This is a genomic window from Fibrobacter sp. (genome assembly GCF_017551775.1).
Lineage (GTDB): Bacteria > Fibrobacterota > Fibrobacteria > Fibrobacterales > Fibrobacteraceae > Fibrobacter.
Genome location: NZ_JAFZKX010000006.1, coordinates 36597 through 60791, shown reverse-complemented (window position 1 = coordinate 60791; position 24195 = coordinate 36597). Strand labels below are relative to the sequence as shown.

Annotated in this window: 21 protein-coding genes and 1 pseudogene; 11 read left to right on the top strand and 11 right to left on the bottom strand. The window is 57.0% G+C overall.

Features of this window, described 5'->3' with window-relative positions; all coding sequences use genetic code 11:
* Positions 1–5: 5 nt before the first annotated feature.
* The 6 genes from hutH to IK012_RS00540 all read right to left on the bottom strand — a co-directional run bounded on the left by hutH (position 6) and on the right by IK012_RS00540 (position 6134).
* The gene (gene hutH / locus IK012_RS00565) at positions 6–1532 is read right to left on the bottom strand and encodes a histidine ammonia-lyase (RefSeq protein ID WP_290949293.1); all 1527 of its coding nucleotides are present in this window, start codon (positions 1530–1532) and stop codon (positions 6–8) included.
* A gap of 16 nt (positions 1533–1548) precedes the next feature.
* Positions 1549–2508, bottom strand: coding sequence for a lipid A biosynthesis acyltransferase (locus IK012_RS00560; protein ID WP_290949291.1), 960 nt, complete (start codon positions 2506–2508; stop codon positions 1549–1551).
* The gene (locus IK012_RS00555; RefSeq protein WP_290949288.1) at positions 2505–3275 is read right to left on the bottom strand and encodes a glycosyltransferase family 2 protein; all 771 of its coding nucleotides are present in this window, start codon (positions 3273–3275) and stop codon (positions 2505–2507) included. The genes IK012_RS00560 and IK012_RS00555 overlap by 4 nt, the downstream gene beginning before the upstream one ends.
* Entirely contained in the window at positions 3262–5487 is a 2226-nt protein-coding gene (locus IK012_RS00550) for an AMP-binding protein (RefSeq protein WP_290949286.1), read from the bottom strand. Before IK012_RS00550 ends, IK012_RS00555 begins: the two co-directional genes overlap by 14 nt.
* 110 nt (positions 5488–5597) lie before the next feature.
* Positions 5598–5855, bottom strand: coding sequence for an acyl carrier protein (locus IK012_RS00545; protein ID WP_290949284.1), 258 nt, complete (start codon positions 5853–5855; stop codon positions 5598–5600).
* A 9-nt stretch (positions 5856–5864) separates the two neighbouring features.
* Complete coding sequence (locus IK012_RS00540) at positions 5865–6134, bottom strand: phosphopantetheine-binding protein (RefSeq protein ID WP_290949282.1); 270 nt, start codon at positions 6132–6134, stop codon at positions 5865–5867.
* Positions 6135–6249: 115 nt separating this feature from the next.
* On the opposite strand from IK012_RS00540, the gene IK012_RS00535 reads away from it, so the two are divergent.
* The 5 genes from IK012_RS00535 to argH all read left to right on the top strand — a co-directional run bounded on the left by IK012_RS00535 (position 6250) and on the right by argH (position 10671).
* The gene (locus IK012_RS00535) at positions 6250–7341 is read left to right on the top strand and encodes a methyltransferase (RefSeq protein ID WP_173343414.1); all 1092 of its coding nucleotides are present in this window, start codon (positions 6250–6252) and stop codon (positions 7339–7341) included.
* Positions 7342–7363: 22 nt separating this feature from the next.
* Positions 7364–7978 (top strand): beta-ketoacyl synthase chain length factor, encoded by a 615-nt coding sequence (locus IK012_RS00530; protein ID WP_290949280.1) that lies wholly within the window; start codon positions 7364–7366, stop codon positions 7976–7978.
* Positions 7978–8757, top strand: coding sequence for a 1-acyl-sn-glycerol-3-phosphate acyltransferase (locus tag IK012_RS00525; RefSeq protein ID WP_290949277.1), 780 nt, complete (start codon positions 7978–7980; stop codon positions 8755–8757). The genes IK012_RS00530 and IK012_RS00525 overlap by 1 nt, the downstream gene beginning before the upstream one ends.
* Before the next feature lie 109 nt (positions 8758–8866).
* Positions 8867–9196 (top strand): hypothetical protein, encoded by a 330-nt coding sequence (locus IK012_RS00520; protein WP_290949275.1) that lies wholly within the window; start codon positions 8867–8869, stop codon positions 9194–9196.
* A 50-nt stretch (positions 9197–9246) separates the two neighbouring features.
* The gene (gene argH / locus IK012_RS00515; RefSeq protein ID WP_290949273.1) at positions 9247–10671 is read left to right on the top strand and encodes an argininosuccinate lyase; all 1425 of its coding nucleotides are present in this window, start codon (positions 9247–9249) and stop codon (positions 10669–10671) included.
* An 824-nt stretch (positions 10672–11495) separates the two neighbouring features.
* Here the strand turns inward: argH and IK012_RS13555 are convergent.
* Together IK012_RS13555 and IK012_RS00505 are read right to left on the bottom strand one after the other, a co-directional pair.
* Positions 11496–11939: pseudogene (locus IK012_RS13555) on the bottom strand (histone H1-like repetitive region-containing protein); the annotation flags it as partial.
* A 21-nt stretch (positions 11940–11960) separates the two neighbouring features.
* Positions 11961–12449, bottom strand: coding sequence for a peptidylprolyl isomerase (locus tag IK012_RS00505; RefSeq protein WP_290949269.1), 489 nt, complete (start codon positions 12447–12449; stop codon positions 11961–11963).
* 188 nt (positions 12450–12637) lie between these two features.
* Between IK012_RS00505 and lepA the strand changes: the two genes are divergently transcribed.
* The gene (gene lepA, locus IK012_RS00500; protein ID WP_173378645.1) at positions 12638–14458 is read left to right on the top strand and encodes a translation elongation factor 4; all 1821 of its coding nucleotides are present in this window, start codon (positions 12638–12640) and stop codon (positions 14456–14458) included.
* Positions 14459–14470: 12 nt separating this feature from the next.
* Positions 14471–15424 carry a S26 family signal peptidase gene (locus IK012_RS00495; protein ID WP_290949267.1) on the top strand — a complete coding sequence of 318 codons (954 nt, stop codon included), beginning with the start codon at positions 14471–14473 and terminating at the stop codon, positions 15422–15424.
* 10 nt (positions 15425–15434) lie between these two features.
* On the opposite strand, the gene IK012_RS00490 is transcribed toward IK012_RS00495, so the two are convergent.
* A complete protein-coding gene (locus IK012_RS00490; protein WP_290949265.1) occupies positions 15435–15632 on the bottom strand; it encodes a hypothetical protein in 198 nt (65 codons plus the stop codon).
* A gap of 148 nt (positions 15633–15780) precedes the next feature.
* Between IK012_RS00490 and IK012_RS00485 the strand changes: the two genes are divergently transcribed.
* Positions 15781–16545: a TatD family hydrolase gene (locus IK012_RS00485; RefSeq protein WP_290949264.1), complete on the top strand. Its 765-nt coding sequence runs from the start codon at positions 15781–15783 to the stop codon at positions 16543–16545.
* Between the two features lie 157 nt (positions 16546–16702).
* On the opposite strand, the gene mfd is transcribed toward IK012_RS00485, so the two are convergent.
* Together mfd and IK012_RS00475 are read right to left on the bottom strand one after the other, a co-directional pair.
* The gene (mfd, locus tag IK012_RS00480; protein ID WP_173378649.1) at positions 16703–20092 is read right to left on the bottom strand and encodes a transcription-repair coupling factor; all 3390 of its coding nucleotides are present in this window, start codon (positions 20090–20092) and stop codon (positions 16703–16705) included.
* 1 nt (position 20093) lies between these two features.
* Positions 20094–20696, bottom strand: coding sequence for a ribonuclease H family protein (locus IK012_RS00475; protein WP_290949261.1), 603 nt, complete (start codon positions 20694–20696; stop codon positions 20094–20096).
* Between the two features lie 41 nt (positions 20697–20737).
* Here IK012_RS00475 and IK012_RS00470 point away from each other — a divergent pair, with 41 nt between their 5' ends.
* Genes IK012_RS00470 through IK012_RS00460 form a run of 3 tightly spaced genes read left to right on the top strand, consistent with a single transcriptional unit; the run spans position 20738 to position 24166 of the window.
* Positions 20738–21289 (top strand): hypothetical protein, encoded by a 552-nt coding sequence (locus IK012_RS00470; protein ID WP_173378651.1) that lies wholly within the window; start codon positions 20738–20740, stop codon positions 21287–21289.
* Positions 21286–22152: a PHP domain-containing protein gene (locus tag IK012_RS00465; protein ID WP_173378652.1), complete on the top strand. Its 867-nt coding sequence runs from the start codon at positions 21286–21288 to the stop codon at positions 22150–22152. The genes IK012_RS00470 and IK012_RS00465 overlap by 4 nt, the downstream gene beginning before the upstream one ends.
* 1 nt (position 22153) lies before the next feature.
* The gene (locus IK012_RS00460; RefSeq protein ID WP_290949260.1) at positions 22154–24166 is read left to right on the top strand and encodes a hypothetical protein; all 2013 of its coding nucleotides are present in this window, start codon (positions 22154–22156) and stop codon (positions 24164–24166) included.
* Positions 24167–24195: the final 29 nt, after the last annotated feature.

Genomic DNA, 24195 nt, shown 5'->3' with positions numbered 1-24195 from the left:
CCGCATTACACAGCGTAATACTTTTCGCGGATGAGCTCGAGCGCCTTGCGGAGATCCGGTTCGAGCTGGCGGTCGCAGGCAAGCGGCGCGAAGTATTCGAACACCTGGTCGTACGTCTTCTTGACGCCGGCGAGGCGCACTTCGAAAATTTCCCCGCGTTCGAGGCGAATACGGAGGGCCTGGGCCGAAGCGAGCAGCACGGCGGCGGCCACCTGTTCGGTAAGCTCGATTACGCGGATGCAGTCGCGGGCGGCGATGGTACCCATGCTCACCTTGTCCTGGTTGTGGCATTCGGTGGAACGGCTAAACACGCTCATCGGCATCGTGTTGTGGAGCGCTTCCGCGGTCCATGCCGAGGCACCGATCTGAACGGCCTTGAAGCCATGGTTGATGGAGAACTCGCCCTGGCTGCCCGAAAGGTTAGGCGGCAGGCTGCGGTTGAACTTGATGTCGACGATCGTCGCAAGCTGGCGGTCCAGGAGGTCAGCGAGGTTAGCGACAATGTTCTTGAGGGTATCCATAGCAAGGCAGATATGGCCACCGTAGAAGTGCCCACCGTGGAAGATGTTCCTCGTTTCGGGGTCGATAATCGGATTGTCGTTCGCGCTATTCATCTCGATTTCGATAAGCTGGCGCAGGAGCGGAGCGGAATCGTAGAACACGCCCACCACGTGCGGAGCGCAGCGCAGGGAATACGGATCCTGAATCTTTTCGGGAATCACGTTCTTTTCGACTTCGAGGTTCATCGCGTCGCGCATCTTCTTCGCGGCGGTCACGAGACCCGGGTGCGGCTTCACGGCGAACAGGCGTTCGTAGAAGTGGTAGGCGTTGCCCTTCATCGCAATCGTGTTCATGGCCGTAATGCGGCATGTCAAATCGGAAAGGTATTCGGCGCGGCTGTAGGCCATGCAGGCAACAGCGTTCATCACGGCGGTACCGTTCATGATGGCAATCGCTTCCTTCGGGCGGAAACGGTGCGGGGTGATTCCGAGTTCGGCCATCACATCCTTCGAGGGACGGCGCTGGCCTTTGTAAAGCACGTCGCGTTCACCGATTACGGCGCCGGCGAGGTAAGAGAGCGGAGTCAGGTCGCCGCTCGCGCCCACGGAACCTTCCTGCGGAATCAACGGCAAGATGTCGTTCTGCAGGAACGTCATGATAATCTTGAGGAGGGCGTAGCTCACGCCGGAGAATCCACGAGCGAGGGTGTTGAGGCGCACCACCATGATGGCGCGGGTCGTCTCTTCGTCAAAGTAGTTTCCGAGACCGCAACCATGGAAACGCGTGAGGTTAACGGGCAAATCGTAATAATGGTCAGGAGGTACAACCTGCGTGCAGGAATCGCCATAACCGGTCGTCACGCCGTAGATACCGCCGTGTTCGGCAAGGGCTTCGTCAAGGAATTCCGCACCGGCATCGATTTTTTTCTGGAACCTGGAAGACGAATCCAGTTCCACGATGACCTGGCGCTTAGCAATGGCCACGACCTGTTCAATTGTTAACTTTTCGGAGCCAATAACGATAGTTTTCATTGTAACCAATCCTTTATTACGTTTTATTCCAAAAATTGTAGAAATTATACCACTGGTACGGGTGGCGTAGACTCAATTTTTCGAGGAGTTGCACGTACTCGCGTGCCAAATCCTTGATTTTTCCGGCACGTTCCTTCCGAGGGCAATCAAAAGAGGTGGTGGCCTTCACCACATGCATCTCGTAAGGAGTGCGGATATCGAAATCGTGCTTGCGGATCGCGAAGGTGAAATATATCGGAGCATTCAAGATGCTCGCGAGCGTAAACGCGCCTTCGGGGAAATTGGCGGAATCGCCGAGGAAATCCATCTCGATGTTGCGGCCCTGCGAATTGGCGGAAGTGCGGTCCCCCGCAATCGCCACCACGTTACCCGCGACAATCTGCTCCTTCATCCACACGGCGGAATCCACGTTCATCTTGTTCGCGTCGAGCACGGAATTCATGAGGTCCGGATTCAGCTCGTAGAGCAGCGCGTTGAACTTAGAGGTTCCCGAGAAATCGACAACCGGAAACACCTTGAACTGCCTGTGCGTATGGATTTCGCCGTAGCCCGTAAGCGAACGCAGCATCTCCATGTTACCGAGGTGGGAGCAAATCAGGAATGCGCCTTCCCCGCGATCGAGCTGTTCCACCAGTTTGTCGAGGTCGTCGCCCTGCGTTTCCACCCGGTTCAACTTGATGGCACCACGCCAGCCGAGCAGTTTCTCGATCATCGAGAGCGCGAAAGAAAGCACATGTTTGTACGTCGCCATGAAGGGCATGCGCTTCCCGCGCACCGCAAAAAGGCGCTTCAAGTACGCCGAGGAACGCTTGCGCACGGGAGACGCCCCCAGCCAGAAGAAGAAGCAGACCACCGCCGTGCAGAGTTCCACCACGCGGAGCGGCAGGTGGCAGGTAATCCACAGCATGAACCGGAAATGCCAAAGGCTTCCCCCGACTTCCTTCACTTCAAACCACTGTTGCGACTCAGAACTCATTTTTTCTTCTTGAAAAGGCGGCGGCCAAGAATCATCGGCAGGCGCACGAGCATCCCGAAGCAAAGCTTGGTATGGGTCCACGAAATTTCGACGTTGTCACCGAAGGCCCTGAAGTTGGAAACGCCGTCTTCGGGATACTTCACCTTGATCGGATAGAAATACATCTTGAGTCCGGCCCACGAGAGGCGCACCAGGATTTCGATATCGAATCCCATACGGTACGTGCGGATTTTCTTTGCGACTGGCCACACGAACTTCACCGGGTACACGCGGAACCCGCACATGGAATCGGGAATGGACATGGAAAGCGTCTCAATAGCGACCCAGAAGTTCGTAATCTTGCGGCCCTGTTCACGAGCCTTGGGGACGGACATGTCGTACTGCGGGAACGCGGCGACCAGGTCCAACGGATGCTTCTTCGCGGCCTTCACGAAGAACGGAATCGCCTCCATGTCGTGCTGCCCGTCGGCATCCACCTGGAGCGCGTGGGTAAAGCCCATATTGAAGGCAGCCTCGAGGCCGCTGATCACCGCGGCTCCCTTGCCTCCGTTCTTTTCGCGCGTCACGAGCGTCGTGTTCGGGACATCGCTTGCGATCTGCACGAGAATCTCGTGACCCTCGGGCGCGTTGCCGTCATCGACCAAGATTACCGAGAGCCCCTGTGCGGCAAGCGATTCGGCCACCCCGCGCGAAGCCTTCTCGTGGCGGTACACCGGCACGATGGCACAAAACTTCATGTCTTCGGGTTTCATCTTAGGTTCGCGCATTTTCGTCTCCGGAAAGCACAAGGGTACCACCCGAAAGCGGGCGACCTTCTTCGAGCGTATAAGAGAATGTGAGCTTGGACGATTCCGCCTTGTAGGTCATCTCGAGGATGGCGGGAACGTTCGGCAAAATCGGGTAGCTGAACTTGGTACGCTGGATGCGCACGACAACCTCGGGCGTACCGAGAAGGGCATGGGCAAGCATGACGGTCATGTCGACCTGCGCAACGGCCGGAAGCAGCTTGAACGACGGGAAATGACCGTTGTAGTAGTCGCTTGTTTCCGGGAACACGATCTTGAGCGTGACCGTACCCGGTTCGCGGCGCATCTTCAGGATTTTGAAATTCGGGCTTTCGGGAATGCCGAACAGCGCCTGGATATCGCGCATCTTGATCTTGCCCTGCGTATCCTGCGGGAGTTCCTCGAGGTAGCGCCACTTCTTGGGCGAAACCGTATTCTCGATGAACTGCGCCAGATGCTTCTTGAAGAAATTGTTTATTTCGAGCTTGGGCTGGTCCTTGAACTTCTCGCGGCCTTCCGCATTCAAGACGATTGCCGCAGCGAGGTACTGGCGGTTGCCGACCATCGGGACAACGCGGACGTCCTGCACCAGGCCCGTCTGCTTCAGGCGGTTTTCCACTTCGGGGAGCGAGATGCGCTTTTCCTCGATTTTCACGATGGAATCGGCGCGTCCCTTCAGAAGGAAGCGGCCGTCGTCGTAGATTTCCACGAGGTCGCCCGTGGTAAAGCCCTCGGGTTCCAGGATGTAGCTGGACTTCACGTTCAGGCAGTCGTTTTCACCGATGCTCATCTTGCAGACTTCGAACGGCTTCCACACGGGCCCGTTCTTGGACTGCCTGTAGGCGATGCCACCCGTCTCGGTGCTGCCGTAAATTTCCATGGTCCAGTAACCCGTAATCCCTTCGCACTTGCGCGCCACCTCTTCGGGAAGCGGTCCGCCCGAAGAATAGATAATCGGAGAGCACTTGAAATCGATGGGCTTATCGGTATCGGCGGCAAGGCGCTTGAGGTAAGCCGGACTAGAGGCGATTACAGCCTTTTCGCCCGCAATGCTGACAAGTTCGCTCGGGTAGTCGATGCGGTGCCTGCGGAACGGAAGTCCCGTCGCCGTCGGCAAAAGAACCGTAAACAGGAGGCCGTAAATGTGGTGGTGGTTCACCGTGCTGTACACCTTGCGGCCCAGCCAGTCGTCACCGAAGACCTTCACCAGCTCATAAAGCTCGTTCTCGAACTGCGAGAAACGCTTGGGCACGGACTTGGGCTCGCCTGTCGTACCCGAAGTGAACATCACCATCTCGGCTTCGTTCTTGTCAAAGACATTCCACAGGGGTTCGACCGCAGGACCATCCAGAATCGTCTGGATCTGAACCGCGCCCGCAGACGCGTCTCCAAACGGAGTATCGGTAATGAAGCCGTACTCGGGCTTCTTGATTTCCTTGATGAAGGCTTCCTGGCGGTTCGCGGTCACCATCGCCTTGCGCCCGCTCTGGAGCATCGAAAGGAGCGCGACAATAAAGAAATACGAATCTTCGCAATGGAGGATCCACGGGCGGTTCTCGCTCGATTCCAGGAAGCGACGGACCTTGGACACGTCGGATACGAAATCAGCCCATGTCCTTGTGGATTCGCCATCAAAACAGACAATGGCCCCGTCGGGGCGACTATCCCGCTGCAGTTCGCAAACGGGCACGTAGGAGTGCAATTTTTTTTGCATAATTTTACGGACCATGAATTCCACGGCAAACAAAATGCCGATTAAAATATAGGAGATTAAACCGTTGTAGAGTGTCCACATCCGCTCGCTACCCACCAATGCGGTGAACAAAGCGACGGAAGCGTTCGCGACGAAGAAGGCGCACCACACGAGGGTCACGCGGTCGCAGTAGCGCTCCACGAACGGACGCTCCGGAGAAACACGCAGGGTCCTGTCGCCCAGGTTCGCCATGCGGAACGCAAAACTCGGTTTTTTCCAGAGCGAAAACGCAAAAAAGCAAAGCAGGCTCAAGTTCACCATCACCGGGTAGAACTTGAGGAACAAAAGGTTGTCGGCAAAAAAGGCGAGAGCCCCGCACAGAAGCATCAGCACGAGCAGCGAAATGTTCTTGGCAACATTCGCCCTGTTCGACCCCTCGTCGTCCTTAGCCCGTTCCCTGGTGACATTGAAGAAATGCACAAAAGCAAGGCCGATTAGCATCAAGCTTAATCGGCGAGGCGAAAGGCCCCAGAATTCGAGGCCACAAAATACGAGAACAGGATAAAGAACCGATAGGGCGGCAAAGACAACCTTCCCCGCCACCGATTTCATTACTTGTTTTCCGCGTTCTGAATCAGGTTATAGATGGCGTCGACCACGTCCTGCACGGTACGGACCGTCTTGAACACTTCGGGGTCGATGTTCGTCGGCAAAAGGGACTTGAGTTTCACAATCAGGTCAACTGCGTCGATGCTGTCGAGTTCCAAATCTTCGTAAAGACGAGCTTCGAGAGTCACCTGTTCGTCATCAAGTTCGAAATCCTCGATGAGGGCTGCCTTGAGTTTTTCAAAAATCGCCTGCTTGTCCATAATTTCTCCTTACTTGGGCATATTCGCCGAAATATAGGCGGCCAGTGTATCTACAGAATAAAAATGCTTCTTGGTATCTTCGTTTGCCGCCGAGAAAGAAACACCGAAGGTTTCCTTGATGGCAATACCCAATTCAAGAGCGTCGATGGAGTCGAGTCCGAGACCCCTTTCGCTCTCGCCAAAAAGGGGAGCGTCTTCGACAATGTCTGCAGCAGTCACGTCTTCGAGTTCGAGAGACGTAACAATCATTTCCTTGATTCGATTTTTTAGTTCGTCCATATTTATAACCTAATTTGGCAAGCAAAAATAGATAAAATGTTATACAGCGTCAACCACGTTCCGTCCAAAATGTGCTAAATTTGATATCAAAAAATTTCAACCCAAAATAAAATCCATGTTCGACTACTACTTCCAAGACAAAATTTCGGCCACGGACGCCAAGTTCGAAGCCCAGAAAATCGCATTCGCTCCCCTCAGTTTCCATGCAGCCAAGGCCCTGCGCGACATGGGGATTCTTGAAGAAATTTGCAGCGCCCGCAAGAAGGGCATTACTGTATCCGAACTCTCCCAGAAGCTCGGCATTTCGCTTTACGGTGTCGGCGTCCTCATCGAGATGGGACTCGGCATGGGTGCCATCAAGCTGCACAAGGATTCCAAGGAAGACGACCTCCGCCTCACGCTCGGCAAGATCGGGTTCTTCCTGATGAGCGACGAAATGACTCAGGTCAACATGGACTTTTCCGAGGACATCTGCTACCTGGGCGCCGAAAACCTCCAGGAATCCATCCGCGACGGCAAGCCCGCGGGCCTCAAGCACCTCGGCAACTGGAAGACGGTCTACCAGGGCCTCTCGCAGCTGACCGACCAGCAAAAGAAGAGCTGGTTCGGCTTCGACCACTTCTACTCCGACCTCGCCTTCCCCGAAGCGCTCCCCATCGTGTTCTCGAACCCCTGCAAGCGCCTGTTCGACATCGGCGGCAACACCGCGAAGTGGGCCATCGCCTGCTGCAAGTATAACGCCGACGTGAACGTTTCCATCATCGACCTCCCGGGCCAGACTGCCGTCGCCGAGAAGAACGCGAAGGCCGCCGGATTCGAAAACCGCATCGATACCATCCCCTGCAACGTCCTCGACGAAACGACCGAATTCCCGAAGGGTGCAAACGCCGTCTGGATGAGCCAGTTCCTCGACTGCTTCTCGCTCGAAGAAATCACGAAAATCCTGAAGAAGATCCGCACCGCGGCAGCACCCGACACCGACGTGTACGTGCTCGAACCGCTCTGGGACAAGCAGCGCTTCGAAGCCGCCGCCTACTCCCTCCAGGCGACCTCCCTCTACTTTACCTGCATCGCGAACGGCAACTCCAAGATGTACCGCTTCGAAGAACTGAAGCACGCCATCGAAATTGCCGGATTCGAACTGAAGGAAGCCCACCACAGCGTTGGCCCCAACAGCTACTCGCTCCTCAGGTTCAGGATCAAGTAGAAATTAAAGACGGGAAGGGAAAATGATCTATATCGAACGAGCCGAATACTTTATTCCGACCGAGGAACAACCGCTCCCCGACGTGAAGTTCGTACCCATGCTTACGCGCAGGCGCCTGAGCCAGCTGTCGAAGATGGTTGTCTACGTGAACGCGGCCATAAGCAAGGATATCGAACCCTGCAAGGTGACCTTCGCATCGCAGTACGGCGAAATCACCCAGCAGTACAAAATTTCGCAGGCCCTCCTCGATACCGGGAACGTGTCGCCCGCGCATTTCAGCCTTTCCGTATTCAACGCGTCGATTGCGAACGCAACCATCCTCGAGAAGAACACCGCCGGATATTCCGCCGTATTCTCGGGACGCGAAGCCTTCCGTGACGGCCTGCGCGACTGCATCGCCGCCCTCGAGGCGGGCTCCGAAACCGAACGCCTCTTTATTTTCGCCGACGAGAAGATTCCCGAGACGTATGCGCCCGTGGCAGGCACGCCCTACCCGAACGCCGTATGCGCTTTGGCGCTCAGGCTCACCACCGACAAGAACCGCGGGGGCAAGGAACTCGACAAGACTCCCCTCGAAGGGAAATTCGAAACCGCCGCCGAAGAAGCGATTGCCTTCATTCGCCAGAGGTTAGCCTGATGATTCGCCGCATCAAATACCTCCGCCGCCTGATTTCGAAGCTTTCGTCGTTCGCCGTATTCGGAATCAGCAGCCTGATTCTCGCGACGTCGCTGTTCCCGCTGTTCCACGTTCTCGCGGGCTTCTCGGAAAAGCGCTTCAACGTCATCTCGCGCAAGTTCGTGAATCATTTCTTCCAGTTCTTCGTCAAGTATATCGAAGTCACGGGAGCGATGCGCCTGAGCGTCGAGAACCGCGAACTGCTAAAAGGCATCAAGGGCAAGGTCGTCATCGCGAACCATCCTTCGCTCCTCGACGTGGTCATCCTCATCTCGCTCATCCCGAACGCGAACTGCATCGTCAAAGGGTCGCTCGTTCAGAACAAGTTTATATCGCTCATCATCCGCAACCTCTACATCCCGAACACGCTCCCCTTCGATGAGCAACTGGAACGCGCCAAGAAGTCGATGCTCGAAGACGGCAACAACCTCATCATCTTCCCCGAAGGAACTCGCTCCAAGCCGGGAGAGCCGTGGTACTTCAAGAAGGGGGCCGCTAGGTTCGCGCTCTTTGCAAATACGGACGTCGTGCCCATCTATTTTGGCGGAAACGAAAAAATCGGGCTGCGCAAGCACGACAAGATGCTCCAGTTCCACCCGACCGAACGCTACATCTACAATCTCCGAGTCTTACCGGATATTTCCGTCGCCCCCTACAAGGACATGCCCATGTCGCGAAGCGCAATCCTGCTTACCGCGAAAATGAAGGAAGTCCTGGAAAAAGAGCACGACGTTCACTAGTTTTTATTTTCAAGGAGGAAAAATGATTCGTCTCGCATTCATTGGCTTAGCTGCTTTTATATTATGTTCCTGCAGTGCGGGGTATCAAAAAGAACAGGATGAAAGTTCCATGAACGGTCCGGTCAGTTGCGAAGAGCTCCATGTACGAACCGCCACCTGGCATTTTATGGACAACCAGGGCCTACAATACGACATCGTAGGACGTTGCGTCAAAGGAAGAAAGCACGGGAATTTCGACTTTTTAGTGAACGGACAACTGGTCGCAAGGACCAAATACACGCGCGACGCGGAAGTCAAGACCAAGTGCTACGTGAAAGATGTTAAAGCCGGGAATCTGGACCACTGCCTGACCGCCAACAATGCGGCCATGAAGCAAAGCAATTACAGGCCGAACCAGGCAAAGCCCCAGAACGTCGACATCTGGGTACAGCAGAATTAACGCCCCGCAATATTCTATATTTGTGCGCGTAAAAACAAGAGGATTTGAAAATGGCCAAGACCAGCGCAAAGAAATCGGAAAAGAAAGGCACCCAGACCAACATGTGGACCGGCCGCTTCGCAAGCGGCATGGCGCAGAGCATGGTGGACCTGAGCTTCAGCCTGCAATTTGACGCCGAACTCATCGAAGAAGATATCGAGGGCAGCATCGGCCACGGCAAGGGCCTGGTGGAATCCGGCGTGCTCAGCAAGGCGGAATACAAGAAGATTTGCGACGGTCTTGCAAGCATCCTCAAGGACTACAAGGAAGACAAGAACCTGTGGAAGGAATCCGACGAAGACATCCACATGGCCGTGGAACGCGTACTTACCGAACGCATCGGCGCTCTCGGCAAGAAGATCCACACGGGCCGCAGCCGTAACGACCAGGTTTGCACCGACTTCAAACTCTACATGCGTCACCGCGCCGCCGAAATCCGCGCACTCGAAGTGAGCCTGATGGAAACGGTTCTCGACCTCGCCAAGAAGTACTTCGGCAAGATGATGCCGGGCTACACTCACCTGCAGCAGGCACAGCCCATCTACTTCAGCCATTACCTGATGAGCATGTTCTTTGCCGTGAGCCGCGACGTGAAGCGCCTCGACAACTTCTTGGAATTACACAGCGAGCTTCCGCTCGGTAGCGGCGCCATGGCAGGTTCCGCATTCCCCTACCACCGCGCCTTGGTGGCCAAGGAACTCGGTTTCAAGGGCGTGAGCCCCAACAGCATCGACGCCGTGAGCCATCGCGACATGATGCTCGAATTCGAAGCCGACCTCGCCATTATCGCGAACACGATGAGCCGTTACGCCGAAGACTTCGTGAACTGGAGCACCAGCGAATTCGGCTACCTCACCCTGCACGACGCCTTCTCTAGCGGTTCTTCCATGATGCCGCAGAAGAAGAACCCCGACTCCATGGAACTCATCCGCGGAAAGTCCGGCCGCATGCTCGGTAACTTCAGCGCTCTCTACACTCTGGTGAAGGGTGCCCCGCTCAGCTACAGCCGCGACCTGCAAGAAGACAAGGAACCGGTTTTCGACAGCGTCCATAACGTGAAGGTGATCCTCCGCGTAATGAAGGAAGCCTTGGAAAGCGCTCGCTTCAACTTCGACAAGATGCATGCCAAGATGCTGCCGGCGCTGTTGGCCACCGACCTCGCCGACTTGCTGGTGGAATCCGGCGTGCCTTTCCGCGACGCGCATCACGTGGTCGGTAGCCTGGTCGGCGAAGCCGCCCGCCAAGGCCTCGAATTCACAGACCTCTCTGACGAGGCCTGGGCCAGCGCCGGCGTCCCGAACGTGAAGCAGATGAAGAAGACCCTCACCTTCGAATACAGCGTTTCCCGCCGCAACATCGAAGGCGGTACCGGTCCCAAGTCCGTGAAGCAGCAGTTCGTGAAGGCCGCCGCCATTCTCAAACAGTTCAAAAAGTAATTGAGTAATTACCCGCGCGTCTGCTGACGTCAGGGTGACTATGGAAAAGAAAAAGCCCCCGAAAGGGGGCTTTTCTAATGGCTTGTCGCCAGTGAAGACTAGTTGTCTTCGAGTTCGGCGAGATCTTCTTCCGCTTCCTTCAGGTCGGCGGCGTCCGGTCCTTCGAAATCCTCGTCATCCGCCTCGTCGAGCGAGTCACCGCCCATCGAGCCGAGCGTGTATTCGACCTTGCGGGCTTCCTTGGACTGACCGAGCTTGAGGATGGCGGCACATTCCTCGCAGTAACCGAGATGCTTGTCGACCCAGAATTCCGGGGAAACGAGATTGCGGTTGCAGCGGGTGCACATCTGCGTGGCGGCCTCGCGCGTGAACGCGGCGTTCTGTTCCTCGAGTTCCTTGAGGATGCGTTCCGTCAGTTCTTCCTGCGTTTCTTCAGCGAGAGAAAGCTTGTGACGGATAGACATCGTCGGCTTCCTTTCGAGCTTCGCGTCGGAAGAAACCTTCTTCTGGTTGACGCGCTCGGCCTCTTCGTTCACCTCGGTGAACATGATGGTCTTCGAGAGCTTCTTGCCACCCTGCAGAAGGATTGCGAACGGGACAAACTTCTTGTTGTTGCCCGCAGGAGCTGCCTTTTCGGCGACCGCAGGTTCTTCGGCTTCCACAACTACGGGCTTCGGTTCGGGAGCGGCCTGCACTGCCGGAGCTTCCTTCTCGGGAGCTACGGCCTTGGGCTTCTCGACAATTTTTTCCACGGGCTTTTCAACCGGCTTCACGCTCACCTTTTCGGGAGCCTTGACCGCCTTAGCAGGAGCCTTGGTTTCGACCGGCTTTGCGGCAGAAGTCTTCACGTCGTTCTTCTTAGCTGCACTGGCCTGCGGCTTTACAGGAGCCGGCTTGGCTGCGGGCTTCTTGGCAGGAGCGGGCTTTGCAGCAGGCTTCTTCGCGGGAGCCTTTGCCGGAGCGGGCTTCTTAGCGGGAGCCGGCTTGGCTGCGGGCTTCTTGGCAGGAGCGGGCTTTGCGGCAGGCTTCTTAGCCGGAACCTTTGCCGGAGCGGGCTTCTTAGCGGGAGCCGGCTTGGCTGCGGGCTTCTTGGCAGGAGCGGGCTTTGCGGCAGGCTTCTTCGCGGGGGCCTTTGCCGGAGCGGGCTTCTTAGCGGGAGCCGGCTTGGCTGCGGGCTTCTTTGCCGGAGCGGCCTTAGCGGCAGGCTTCTTAGCGGGAGCCGCGGGCTTCTTGGCAGCAGCCTTCGCCGCCGGTTTCTTTGCGCTAGTGGCTTTCTTTGAACTCATAGATTACTTCTTTTCCACGATAGTTATGTTTAAAATGGGGTCGAAAGGTTCGATACGGCAGACGACGTCCAGCCCCTGAAGAACCTTCCCGAAAACAGTGTGCTTGCCATCCAAGTGAGGCTGGGGCATCTGCGTGATGAAGAACTGCGAGCCGCCCGTGTTCGGGCCGCGGTTCGCCATGGAAATCACGCCTGCTTCATGTTTCAAATTGTTCTGTTCGTCATCGATGGTATAGCCCGGACCGCCCGAGCCATTCCCTTCGGGATCACCACCCTGAATCATAAAACCGTTGATGACGCGGTGGAACATGAGCCCGTTGTAGAAGCCCTTGTTCGCAAGTTCGACGAAATTAGCGACAGTGTTCGGGGCTGCCTTGAAGTCGAGGTCGACGACGATGACACCTTCGTGCGTGGTGATAGTCGCCTCGATTGATTTGATACCCGTATAATCTTTGTTGAAGACTTTTCCTTCGGCAAAGCACAAACAGGACATGCCGACAATAGACAGTATGAACGAAATTTTCTTTAGCACTTTAACACTTCCAATATAGTTATCGTGAAAGATTCCTAGAATGTCAAGAGAATATAGTTATTTTTTCGGGCTTTGTCGCCCAGCGATTCAAAAAATGGCGCAGGATTTCTATATTTGCACTCGTTAAAAAACAAACGATTAAAGATTCTATGCCGCAAAACGACAATATCCGAAATTTCAGCATTATCGCCCACATTGACCACGGCAAATCCACGCTCGCCGACCGCATGATCGAGTTGACCAGGACCGTCGCGAAGAACGAGATGACGAACCAGCTGCTGGACGACATGGACCTCGAACGCGAGAGGGGCATCACCATCAAGGCGCACGCCATCCGCATGGTCTACGAAAAGGACGGCAAGGAATACATCCTGAACATGATCGATACCCCGGGGCACGTCGACTTCACGTACGAAGTGAGCCGCTCGCTCGCCGCATGCGAAGGGGCAATCCTCGTGGTGGACGCGAGTCAGGGCATCGAGGCGCAGACGCTTTCGAACCTCTACCTCGCCATCGAAAACGACCTGACCGTCATCCCGGTACTCAACAAGGTGGACCTGCCGGGCGCACAACCCGACCATATCGCCGAACTCGTGGGCGACCTCCTGGGCTACGACCCCGAGAAGATTCCCCGCATTTCTGCAAAGACGGGCCTCAACGTGGAGCAGGTGCTCGACAAGATCGTCGACGAGATTCCCGCCCCCACGGGTGACAGCGGCAAGCCGCTCAAGGCCCTTATTTTCGACTCGGTGTACGACTCCTACCGCGGCGTCATCAACTACATCCGCATCGTGGAAGGCACCCTCCGTGCCGGCATGAAGATCAAGATGATGAAGACCGGCGCCGAGTACATGGTGACCGAAGTCGGAACCTTCAGCATGCGCCGCGACCCGCGCGAAGAACTCTCCGAAGGCATGGTGGGCTACGTGCTCGCGAACGTGAAGACCATCAGTGACGTGAAAATCGGCGACACGCTCACCGACGCCGCGAACCCGGCCACCGAGCCGCTCCCGGGCTACAAAGACATCTTGCCGATGATCTATTCCGGCATCTACCCCATCAACCCGGAAGACTACAAGGACTTGCGCGAAGCCCTCGAAAAGCTCCGCCTGAACGATTCCGCCCTGAGCTGGGAACCGGAAACCTCCGAAGCGCTCGGATTCGGCTTCCGCACCGGCTTCCTCGGACTCCTGCACATGGAAATCGTGCAGGAACGCCTCGACCGCGAATTCAACGTCGACATCATCACGACCGTCCCAAACGTGGAATACCACGTGTACATGAGCGACGGCACGATGGTGAAAATCGAAAGCCCCTCCAAGCTCCCCGACGCAAGCCGCTACGACCACATCGAAGAGCCTTATGTGAAGGCGCAGATTTTCACGCCCAAGGAATACGTGGGCGCGCTCATGACGCTCTGCGACGAAAAGCGCGGCGAATTTGAGACCATGGAATACATCGACGAAGCGAAGGTCATCCTCAAGTACGACCTGCCGCTCGCCGAAATCATGTTCGACTTCTACGACCGCCTCAAGTCCGTGAGCCGCGGTTATGCGGGCCTCGACTACGCCCCGAGCGAATACCGCAGGAACAACCTGGTGAAGCTCGACATCCTCCTGAACGGCGACCCGGTGGACGCGTTCTCCGTGATTATCCACAGGGACAAGGCGCACACCTACGCGAACGCCATCTGCGTAAAACTCAAGGACCTCATTCCGCGCCAGCAGTTCGACGTCGCCATCCAGGGCGCCATCGGCGGAAAGATTATCAGCCGCTCTACCGTGAAGGCGGTACGCAAGGACGTGCTCGCCAAGTGCTACGGCGGTGACATTACCCGCAAGCGCAAGCTCCTCGAAAAGCAGAAGGAAGGCAAGAAGCGCATGAAGAGCATCGGCTCCGTTGAAGTGCCGCAGAAGGCGTTCCTCGCCGTGCTCTCGCTCTCCGACGATTCCAACAGCAGCGGCGAGTAACCGGATCAACCTATGGCGAACCTGAAGCGAAAAGTACGTTCCCTGCAGTGGAAGAATTCCAAGGCATGCATCGTCATGCTCGTGCTCGGGATTATCGCCAGCTTCGCGCTCGCCATCGCGGTCCGCTTCTACGCGCTCGAGCCCGTGCAGCTCCACGATTCATCGATGTTCCCGCGCCACAAGGAAAAAGAAATCCTGTGGATGTGCAAACTCCCCCAGTGCATCGAAAAACTCAAATACAACGAGACCGTCTGGGCCACACTCCGCAGCGGTGAGAGCGTGGTACGCAAGGTCATCGGCCTCCCCGGCGACCGCCTCGATTTTTCCGACAACGGCAAGGTCAGGACTCCGCACGGCAGGTTCCGCTGGAAAGAAGAAACCGCCTTCATCCAGAGCCGGCAGCTGCATATCCCCCGCAAAGGCGACACGCTTCACCTCGACCGCCTGAACGACATCGAACAGGATTTCTTCGTGAACCTGATGCACGAGGCGGGCAAGAAGTTTTTCGTAAAGACAACCCTCTGGCAGGGCGAACGCGAAATCGGGGTCGAGGCCCTCGGTGCCACCAAGCTAGGAAACCGTCAGGTCAGCCTGCAGGAAATCGACTTCCTTCCCTGGCAAGACCGTTTCTTGCTCGAAGGACAGGTGTTCCATTCCGAACCGGGCGACGCCCCCATCCAGATGCGCTATGAATTCTTCGAGGAAAGCGATTCCTCCAAAATTACCGAATTCGTCGTTCCGGAAGACTGCTACTTCCTCGCCTGCGAAAAAGGCGCATTCTGCATGGACAGCCGCGAAGTCGGCTACTTTACCCAGAGCCACCTGCGCGGAAGATTCGTGAAAGAACCGCGAATCGCCATCAATTACATAAAGCAACTCAGCCGTTCGCTGCTGGTGAGCATCATCGGCCAAAAAAAGAGGGCCGCGCAGCCCCAAGGCGATGCGCAGCCCGAAAAAGCAGAATAAAGGCAGAATTCTAGATGCCCTTGCGCTCCAGGTCAAGAAGGAGCGACTGCAGGGAATCCTCCACAGAATCGCGGAAATTGGCGGAACCCAGGCTGCACGAAGCAACAACTTCGCTGTCCTTGGAAATACGAATGACCGCATAGCCATTCTCGTTAGAAAAAGTGACACTCAGACCTTTCTTCAGGGCTTTTTCCAGCAAGTCGCGCATAAAGACTCCTTTATTTAAACGCATGTTCTAAAATCGCAGGGCATCGCCCCGCCAGAACGCAGGGTCAAAGCCCCGCGCCCCTTAAACTAGGCTTTTTATTCCGAAAAAACAAGCAAAAAATGTAAAAAAAAGATATTTTACGGGTAAAATGAAACTTTTCGACAGCCATATCCACCTGGCGAGGCTCCCCCAGCCCCTGAACTTGGCCCGCAGTTTGCACCAAGCAGGCTTCAAGTACTGCGCCGTAGCGTGCGAACCCTGGGAATGGACCGCACTTGACGAAATTTGGGAAAAGGCGGGCGGCGAAGGCTGGCTGGAAGGCTGCGGAAAGGCCTACGGAATCCACCCGATGATAGCGGCCAAAATCGCGTGCGATTTCGATAAAAATATGGCGGATTTGCGCCGGAGGCTCGAAAAAGACCCGGACGCCCAAACAGGCGAAGCGGGACTGGACAAGCGTTACGAAGGATACGAACCGGGCGGCGTGCAAGAAGAAATCTTCCGCGCGCAGGCAAGAATGGCCATGGAGTTCGGGCGGGACCTGCAAATCCACTGCGTGGGCGACTACGGACGCGTGATTCGGATTTTGCGAGAAGTCGGGTTTGGCGCAGGTGCCGGCACGGGCGTTCGGCCCGACGCGTGCGTTAAACGGTCCAGGCCCGTGTTCCACAGGTTCGGCGCGGACGCGGGCATCGTGAAAGCGGGACTATCGCTGGGAGCGATTTTCTCCATCCACGCGGATTCATTCCGCAAGAAGGCGACGCGGGAAGCGCTCGCGCTTATTCCGGCAGAAAATTTGCGATTCGAGACGGATGCCGACGAATCGTTCGTTCAGGATGCCAACGAGACACCCCAGCAGTTCGCCGAGAAGCTCGTCCAGACACTTTCAGAAACCATAAACGCACTCCCCTGAGTGTCATACTGACCCAGCCCACCGTCATGCTGAGGCTTGGTCACCCTGAGGACTCTCAGGGCAGCATCAGATATAAACATTCCGACCCTGTCCTGAAACAAGTTCAGGATGACCAAGCCTCAGGGTGACGAGGGAGACCAAGTCCTCAGGGGGACTTTCAGGTCAGGATATTCGTGTCCTGGAAAATCGGGTTCGAAGGTTCGGCCCGAGACGGCGTTATCGTGATATCCGCAAACCCGCGGAAGAGTTCCGCAATCTTTTCGGCCATCCTCTCGGCAGGTGCAGTACCCAACTCGAAAACCGCCTGAAGGGGCGACATGCCCACGTAACGCATGGGGCAGGTACTCTTCCCCGCAATCTCGCCGAGCACGCGCGTCTCGATGGGCGGGAACTCCACGAAGGTCGCAACGAGCACGCCCTTGCGCTGCTGGATTCCCTGCATGCGGAGCCGGCCGGCATGGAGCGCGATTTCGGTTACGAGCAGGAGCATTTTCGCAGGTACCGGCAATTCGCCAAAACGGTCGACCAGTTCAAGCCGGATATTTTCGACTTCCGCGGAGCTCGTAACGCGGGCAATCCGCTGGTACATCCCGATACGGGTAAGGCCATCCTGGATGTAGTCTTCGGGCAAGTAGGCGTCCACCCCGATTTCCACGCGGGGCTGGATCGGCTTCTCGCTCGAGCCGCCGCGCAAGGCCTCCACGGCCTCGCGCACGAGACGTACATACGTCTCGAAGCCGACCTCGGCGATAAATCCGTGCTGTTCTTCGCCGAGCAAATTGCCCGCACCGCGAATCTCGAGGTCGCGCATCGCCAGCTGGTATCCGCTGCCGAGGTCGCTGAACTGCTCAAGCGCCTTCAGCCTGCGCATGGATTCCTGCGATATGCCGCTCTTCGCGGGAATCACGAGGAACGCCTTCGCAAGCACGCTGCTGCGCCCGACGCGCCCGCGCATCTGGTAAAGCTGGCTAATACCGAAGTGGTGCGCGTTCATGATAATGATGGTATTCGCGTTCGGGACATCCAGGCCCGACTCGATGATGCTCGTGCTCACCAGGATGTCGAATTCCCTCGAGAGGAAACTTTCCATCACGCGTTCCAAATCGCGGTCGTTCATCTGTCCGTGGGCAACCGCGACGCGGGCCTCCGGCACCCACGATTCCACTTCTTCGGCAAGCATGTTGATGTTCTGCACGCGATCGTTCACGACGAACACCTGCCCGCCGCGCGCAAGTTCGTCGCGGACAGCAGCCGCAAGCACCACGTCGTCGCGCTTCAGGAGTTTCGTCTCCACCGGGAGGCGGTTCATCGGGGGCGTATTGATGAGCGAAATATCGCGCACCCCCGTCATGCTCAAATGAAGGGAACGCGGGATCGGGGTCGCGCTCATGCTGAGCGTATCCACCGTCATGCGGAGTTCACGCAACTTTTCCTTCTGCTTCACGCCGAACTTCTGCTCTTCGTCAATCACGAGCAAGCCCAAGTCCTTGAACTGGTTCTTCTCGCTCAAGAGCGCATGCGTACCGACGATAATGTCAATCTTTCCTTCGGAAACACGCTTGAAGATTTCCTTCTTCTCCTTCGCCGTCTTGTAACGGTTCACGAGCGCGATGTTCACGGGGAACGCGGCAAATCGGTCGCAGAAGTTCTCGTAATGCTGTGCGGCAAGGATTGTCGTCGGCACGAGTATCGCCACCTGCTTTTTCGCGGTGATGCACTTGAAGGCCGCGCGCATGGCGACTTCCGTCTTGCCGAATCCCACGTCGCCGCAGACGAGGCGGTCCATCGGCCGCCTGCTTTCCATGTCGCGCTTGATTTCGGCAGTGGCCTTCACCTGGTCGGGAGTCGGGTCGTACTCGAACGCGTCCTCGAATTCCCTCTGCATCTTGCCATCGGGCGGGAAGGAGAACCCGTCCACAAGTTCGCGCTTCGCGTAAAGGTTCACCAGGTCGCGCGCAATCTTCACGACCTTTTCCTTCACGCGCTTCTTCAGGTTCTCCCAAGTCTTGCTGCCCAGGCGGTCGAGCTTCGGGGTCTTTTCGTCCGAAACTTCCAGACGCTCAATTTTCTGCAAGTCCGAGACTGGGAACTTCAAGCGGTCGCCGCCCTCGTATTCCAACAGGGCGCAGTCCACGAGACCGCCGTTCACTTCCACGCGCACAAGCCCGAGATAGCGGCCCACGCCGTGGTCCTCATGCGCGACGTAGTCCCCGCGGTTCAGGGATTCAACCATCAGCGCGGTCGTTACCGAGCCCGCAATCTGGCGCTTGCGCGACTTCGTCGCATGGCGATTGAATATTCGCGTCTCCGTGAGGAAGGCCACCTTGTCGTCGTCAAGCCAGAACCCTTCGGAAAGGTTACCAACAAAGTAATCCGCCACCGGAAGTCCGCTAAAGACATGCTTGAGGCGCGCCAGCGCCCCTGGAGTCGGGGCGACCACATACACTTCGCCGCCGCCCGCATAAAAGTCCTCAATTTTCTTGGCGACTTCCTCGGTACCCGCGCTCGCAAAATCCTGCGGACGCGATTTCACGCTGTACCAGTTCGAAGCATCGGCCTCCACATGCGTGACATCCATCGAGGCATGTCCCGGGAACGTCGCCGAAAGTTCACCGAACCTCCACCAAATCTTGGTAGACGGCTCGACATCCTGCGCCGTCGTGCGCAGTTCCTCGAAAGCGCTGTCGTAGGCCTGGTTCAGGCGCGACGCATTCTCGGCAAGCGACGAGAGCTCCTCGAACACGAGGCTTGCCCCGGGAAGGTAATCCAGCAGGCTAGAATTCAGTTGCTCGTAACGCCCGCGCATCCACCAGATGCCGGTCGTATCGCCGTTGAACTTCGCCAGTTCCGCATCCGGGAGCGTCCATTCGCCCATCGGGTAGAGCGTCACGCGGTCCATGTTTTCGACGGAGCGCTGCGTGAAGATGTCGAAACTGCGGATAGATTCAATCTCGTCGCCGAAAAACTCGATGCGTATCGGATGCGGGTACAGAAGGCAGTTCACGTCGACGATGCACCCGCGTATGGAGAACTCGCCCACCGAACTCACGACGGGCTGTTCCGTAAATCCATGATCCATGAACCACGGGCGAAGCGTCGAAGGCTCGAGCACGTCGCCCACCTTGAGCGTACGCATGTTCCGCACAAGCCCGCCCGGCACCGGGAGCTTCATCAGCAACGCGTCGAGCGGACATACCGCCACGATCGGCTTCTCAGCATTCCCCGCATCGCGGAAAAACCTCAGGCGTTCTTCAATAACACCCTCGAAGGGCACCTTCTGCTCATATGGCTTGAGACCGAGCGCCGGGAAGAAGCGGACGTATTCCTCGCCCACGAGGCTCTGGAGGTTCTCCATCCAGACTTCGGCGCTCTTGAAATCCTTCGCGACCACAAGAATCGGGCCGGGTTTTTCGAAAAAGCGCTGCGCCACCATCATCGAAGCGAGCGGGATGGAAGCCCCGTTCACGTGGATGGCTTCACGACCCGCATCCGCAAAGCACGAAAGCGTCGAAAACCGGCTCTCCTGAATGAATTCTTGAAGGGTCATCTCAGGCGCTCTTCCCTTCCTTCACTTTTTTAGCCTTCTCGACTGCCTCCTTGGCGAGACTGTCTACAAGCTCGTTCCACTTGACTCCCGTGTGGGCGGCCACCTTCTCGAACTTCACGCGGAAAAGGTACGGCTTCACCGCCGCCACGTACTGCATCGCGATATGGCTTTTGGCCTTCCATTCCCCGCGGGCCCAGCGGGCGATGCCCTCGTAGTCGTGGCAGATTGTCGCATACTTGTCGTTCAGGTCGAGCCAGCGCATCGCCTGGTAGCTCGCCATGCATTCGCCATCGATGTTCCTGCTTTCCGCGGGAAACGCGGTAAAACCCGAGCCACGCGCAATTTCCTTGCCGTTCTCGATGACGACGAACGCCCAGCCCGCCTTCTCGCAACTCGGGGTGAAGGATCCGTCCACGTATACGCGGATTCCATCCGGTTCTGTAGCCTCAGAACCGTTCAGCCAGGCTTCCGCCTCGGCCTTCGTCGAAAAAGATTTAAACTTGATTCCCTTCTCACCACGGACCAAAGGTTCACAAACTTCCCACGAATCGACGATTTGCCCCCCTTCGGGGCGCTTAATCGCATAAAATTTCTGCTTTGACATAAATACAAATTTATATATTTCTCTCAAACATTGGAGTGATTTTGAAGCCGTCGCCGTATTTTGCAGACCAGTTCCGTTTTTTCTTCAAACGATTCTCAAGCAAGGAATCGCTGTTCAAATGGTTCCTAAATCAGGCTGGTGAATACACGGCGGCGTTCAGCTTCCCCGAATCGCTCCGCAGCAATCCGAAGACGCTCCTCTTCTTGCCGCGCGACATGGAAAGTTCCGCAGCGTTCCTGCACAAGATGCCGAACTCCTGGTTCACGGACGTACTGTGCGTTGCGCATGAATCGCTCCACGCCCTCATATCGGCAAAGCGCGCGCACGCCGTCTATTTCAGCGACACAGAATGCCGTTACGGTGAACACGTCTTCGAAGAGATTGAACAGAAAATTCTCGAATTTGCGCCCACGGTGTGCATCTACCTCGGTCAGCCCTTCCTGCCCAGGCTCTACCTCGCGAAAAAGAGCGGAGCCGCCTGCCGTATCGGGTTCGGCTGCGAAGGCCTCTACCCGTTCCTGAACCTGTGCCTGCATCCGGACCAGCTCAGCGAAGCCGAGCTCATTGCGCAATATTACGGAGTCGGCAAGTGAACCGTGGGACAATCATCACCGAAAGCGGTGGATATGCGGATCTGCACTTGCATACCCGTCTTTCCGACGGCACTCTTTCGGTAGAGGAACTCCTCGCGCTTTCGAAGCGCAAGGGGCTTCGCTGCATCTCCATAACCGACCACGACAACCTGGACTCGTACAAGCTGGCCGAAGACAAGGCCAAGGAGCTCGGGCTCGAACTCATCCCGGGCATCGAGATTTCGGCCGTCTGGCAGGGCAAGGACATCCATATCCTCGGGTACTTCTGCGACCCGACGAACCTCGCCCTGAACATGGAACTCGAGGATTTCGCAAAACAGCGCATCGCCCGCGTAAAGGCGATCATCAAGAAACTCAACGCGCTCGGCATCGACATCACCTACGAGAAGGTCCATTCCTACTGCAAGGGTAAAGTCATCGGGCGCCCGCACATCGCCATGTCGCTGGTGGACGAGGAATACATCGGGAATTTCGCCGAAGCGTTCACCAAGTACCTCGGCGACGGGTGCATCGCCTTCGTCGAAAAGAAGGGCCTCAACCCGCAGCAGACCATCCGCCTCATCGAAAACGCGGGCGGAATCGCCGTGCTCGCGCACCCCTACAAGTCGGGCCTCTCCGACGAATTCATCGAGAACATGGTGGAATGGGGCATCAAGGGCATGGAAGTCTACAGCCCCGCGCAAAAAGGCGCCGTGGGCCGCAAGTACAAAGAAATGGCGGTCCGCTTCGGGCTCGTGGGCACCGGAGGCTCCGACTTCCACACCGAAAGCGGAGCATACCCCCCGGGCTGCATGAAGATGCCCTACACCGTCGTCCAGGCGCTCAAGGAATGCCGCGAGAAATCGCGTGCCGAATGGTTCTAGAATGCCGAAGCACATCAACCGCGCCATCGTCGCCATCATTACCGTCGCAAGTCTCGCCTTAACCGCGTTTGCGCAAGTTCTGCCTTCACCGACATATACACAGCCCGCACGCCAGGATTCCGTCATGGTCGTCCCTGACCGCCTCGACCCGCACGTACGCGAAAACGACGCAGGGCGCTTCGGCCTCATACACTCCGAAGTCATGCAGAGGCTCTACGACGTCTCGGGCCAGAAATCGGAATGGACGCTCGGGACCTCCATCCTCGGGAACCCGGAACTCGAACCTTCCGCCATGGGGATGGCGAGCATCAGCAGGCGCTACCCCGCCATGCTTTCGGGCATCTACACCACGCGCCTCGGGTACGACCCGTCGCGACTCTCGCTCAACGGCGAAAACGGCATCCTCTTCGAAGAACGCCACGGCGTCCCCGTCGATACGCCGGTCACCGACGTGGCCTGGGAACGCGGCGCCTTCGCGGGCAACGCGCTGCACCTGGATTTCCGGAGGCTCATCACCGATTCCGTCACGCTCGATTTCGGCGTGCAGAGCCGTTCCAACAAGCTCTCGAAGGAATACGACTACCAGAACGTGACGAGCTCGCCCTACTTCGCGCTCGGCCGCGACTCATCGAGCATCCCGTTCACCGGCAGAAACATCGCCGTAAACTCGATGCACGTGCAGCCCGTCCTCACATGGAGATTCGGGCTCGGCAAGGCGTTCTTCAAGATGAACTACCTCTCGCTAGAGAACGCCGACAACACGAGCCACAAGGTGCTGCTCGATACGCTAGACCTCGCCAAGCGCACTTTCCAAAAGCCGCCCTACACCATCGACGAGAAGGTCGTCACCTACGGCGGCGGCATTGAGATTTACCCCATGCGCAAGCTCACCGTAGCGACCAGCTTCCATTACGGCACGCACGAAATCATGGAAGACTCGCTCGCCGTAATCGGGTACGGCACCAAGACCTGGAGAGACACGCTCGGCATCCAGCGCACGGACAGCCTCTACTACGATACCGAACACAACTACACCTACAACACGGTGCTCGGCGACGCCTCGATCCGCTACGCGACGTTCCTCAACCCCTCCGTACATTTCCAGTACGAATTCGTGAACACCGACGACGAACTCACCGATTTTTCCAAGACGTACTACCAGGACCGCGAAATCGGCTACGGCCAAATCTCGGACACGCTTTCCTTCGTGTTCTTCCGCGCGCAGGCGGGCATGCAGCGCAACAGTTCGCTCCTCGACCACGTGGACTTCGCTCCCGCCTATTCCGCCGACGCGACGTTCAACCTTCCCTTCCACCTGAAACTCAACGCCATGCTCCGTCACGACAACAAGTTCCCCGACGTGAAGGAAATCAAGCTAGTCGAAACGGGCCGCCTCTCCTTCCCCAACGAGAATCTCGACTACGAGAGGCGCGACAGGCAGGCCCTCAACATCGGGTGGTATTCGCGCGAAGTGTTCTACGGGCTCGGGCTTAGGCACGAAAGCGCAAAGAACCTGATAAAGCAGCGCTGGGTTCTGGGAGAAGGCATGGAATCGGTGAACGAGGCCTTCCGCTGGACCAACCTCGGCGAAGCTTCCACTTGGGACTGGCTCTTCAAAATCGGGTTCAGGCTCGGGAACTGGAAGTTCTACCTGGAACGCGGGCAGGTCCTCGACCGCGAAGAGAAAATCATCGACACTCCGGAACTCTACTACAAGGGCGGCATCCACTGGCAGAACCGCTTTGTACAAAACAGGCTCGGCGTGAGCGTACGCGTGGACTGGCAGTGGTTCGGCGACCGCTACGACTGCACCGTCAACGAAGAAGGCATGCCCGAACTCGAGCACATGAAGAAGTACCTCGCCCTCGATTTCGAAGCCCGCATGCAGATTCTCTCCTTCGAGCTCTACAGCCGCATCGAGAACTTCAACCACAGCATCTACATGCCGGCTTCGGGATACACGCCCGAAGGACTGCGCTTCGCCTACGGCATCGTCTGGACCTTCGGGAACTAACCCTACATGTCACCCTGAGGGCTGTCATC

Excerpts from the sequence above, each read along its gene's own strand:
- IK012_RS00525 (WP_290949277.1), top strand. The coding sequence starts at position 7,978 with ATGATTCGCCGCATCAAATACCTCCGCCGCCTGATTTCGAAGCTTTCG.
- IK012_RS00560 (WP_290949291.1), bottom strand. The coding sequence starts at position 2,508 with ATGAGTTCTGAGTCGCAACAGTGGTTTGAAGTGAAGGAAGTCGGGGGA.
- IK012_RS00550 (WP_290949286.1), bottom strand. The coding sequence starts at position 5,487 with ATGCTAATCGGCCTTGCTTTTGTGCATTTCTTCAATGTCACCAGGGAA.
- IK012_RS00475 (WP_290949261.1), bottom strand. The coding sequence starts at position 20,696 with ATGTCAAAGCAGAAATTTTATGCGATTAAGCGCCCCGAAGGGGGGCAA.
- IK012_RS00495 (WP_290949267.1), top strand. The coding sequence starts at position 14,471 with ATGGCGAACCTGAAGCGAAAAGTACGTTCCCTGCAGTGGAAGAATTCC.
- IK012_RS00520 (WP_290949275.1), top strand. The coding sequence starts at position 8,867 with ATGAACGGTCCGGTCAGTTGCGAAGAGCTCCATGTACGAACCGCCACC.
- IK012_RS00505 (WP_290949269.1), bottom strand. The coding sequence starts at position 12,449 with ATGTCCTGTTTGTGCTTTGCCGAAGGAAAAGTCTTCAACAAAGATTAT.
- IK012_RS00490 (WP_290949265.1), bottom strand. The coding sequence starts at position 15,632 with ATGCGCGACTTGCTGGAAAAAGCCCTGAAGAAAGGTCTGAGTGTCACT.
- hutH (WP_290949293.1), bottom strand. The coding sequence starts at position 1,532 with ATGAAAACTATCGTTATTGGCTCCGAAAAGTTAACAATTGAACAGGTC.
- IK012_RS00540 (WP_290949282.1), bottom strand. The coding sequence starts at position 6,134 with ATGGACGAACTAAAAAATCGAATCAAGGAAATGATTGTTACGTCTCTC.
- IK012_RS00555 (WP_290949288.1), bottom strand. The coding sequence starts at position 3,275 with ATGCGCGAACCTAAGATGAAACCCGAAGACATGAAGTTTTGTGCCATC.
- IK012_RS00485 (WP_290949264.1), top strand. The coding sequence starts at position 15,781 with ATGAAACTTTTCGACAGCCATATCCACCTGGCGAGGCTCCCCCAGCCC.
- lepA (WP_173378645.1), top strand. The coding sequence starts at position 12,638 with ATGCCGCAAAACGACAATATCCGAAATTTCAGCATTATCGCCCACATT.
- IK012_RS00530 (WP_290949280.1), top strand. The coding sequence starts at position 7,364 with ATGATCTATATCGAACGAGCCGAATACTTTATTCCGACCGAGGAACAA.
- IK012_RS00460 (WP_290949260.1), top strand. The coding sequence starts at position 22,154 with ATGCCGAAGCACATCAACCGCGCCATCGTCGCCATCATTACCGTCGCA.
- mfd (WP_173378649.1), bottom strand. The coding sequence starts at position 20,092 with ATGACCCTTCAAGAATTCATTCAGGAGAGCCGGTTTTCGACGCTTTCG.
- IK012_RS00545 (WP_290949284.1), bottom strand. The coding sequence starts at position 5,855 with ATGGACAAGCAGGCGATTTTTGAAAAACTCAAGGCAGCCCTCATCGAG.
- argH (WP_290949273.1), top strand. The coding sequence starts at position 9,247 with ATGGCCAAGACCAGCGCAAAGAAATCGGAAAAGAAAGGCACCCAGACC.
- IK012_RS00535 (WP_173343414.1), top strand. The coding sequence starts at position 6,250 with ATGTTCGACTACTACTTCCAAGACAAAATTTCGGCCACGGACGCCAAG.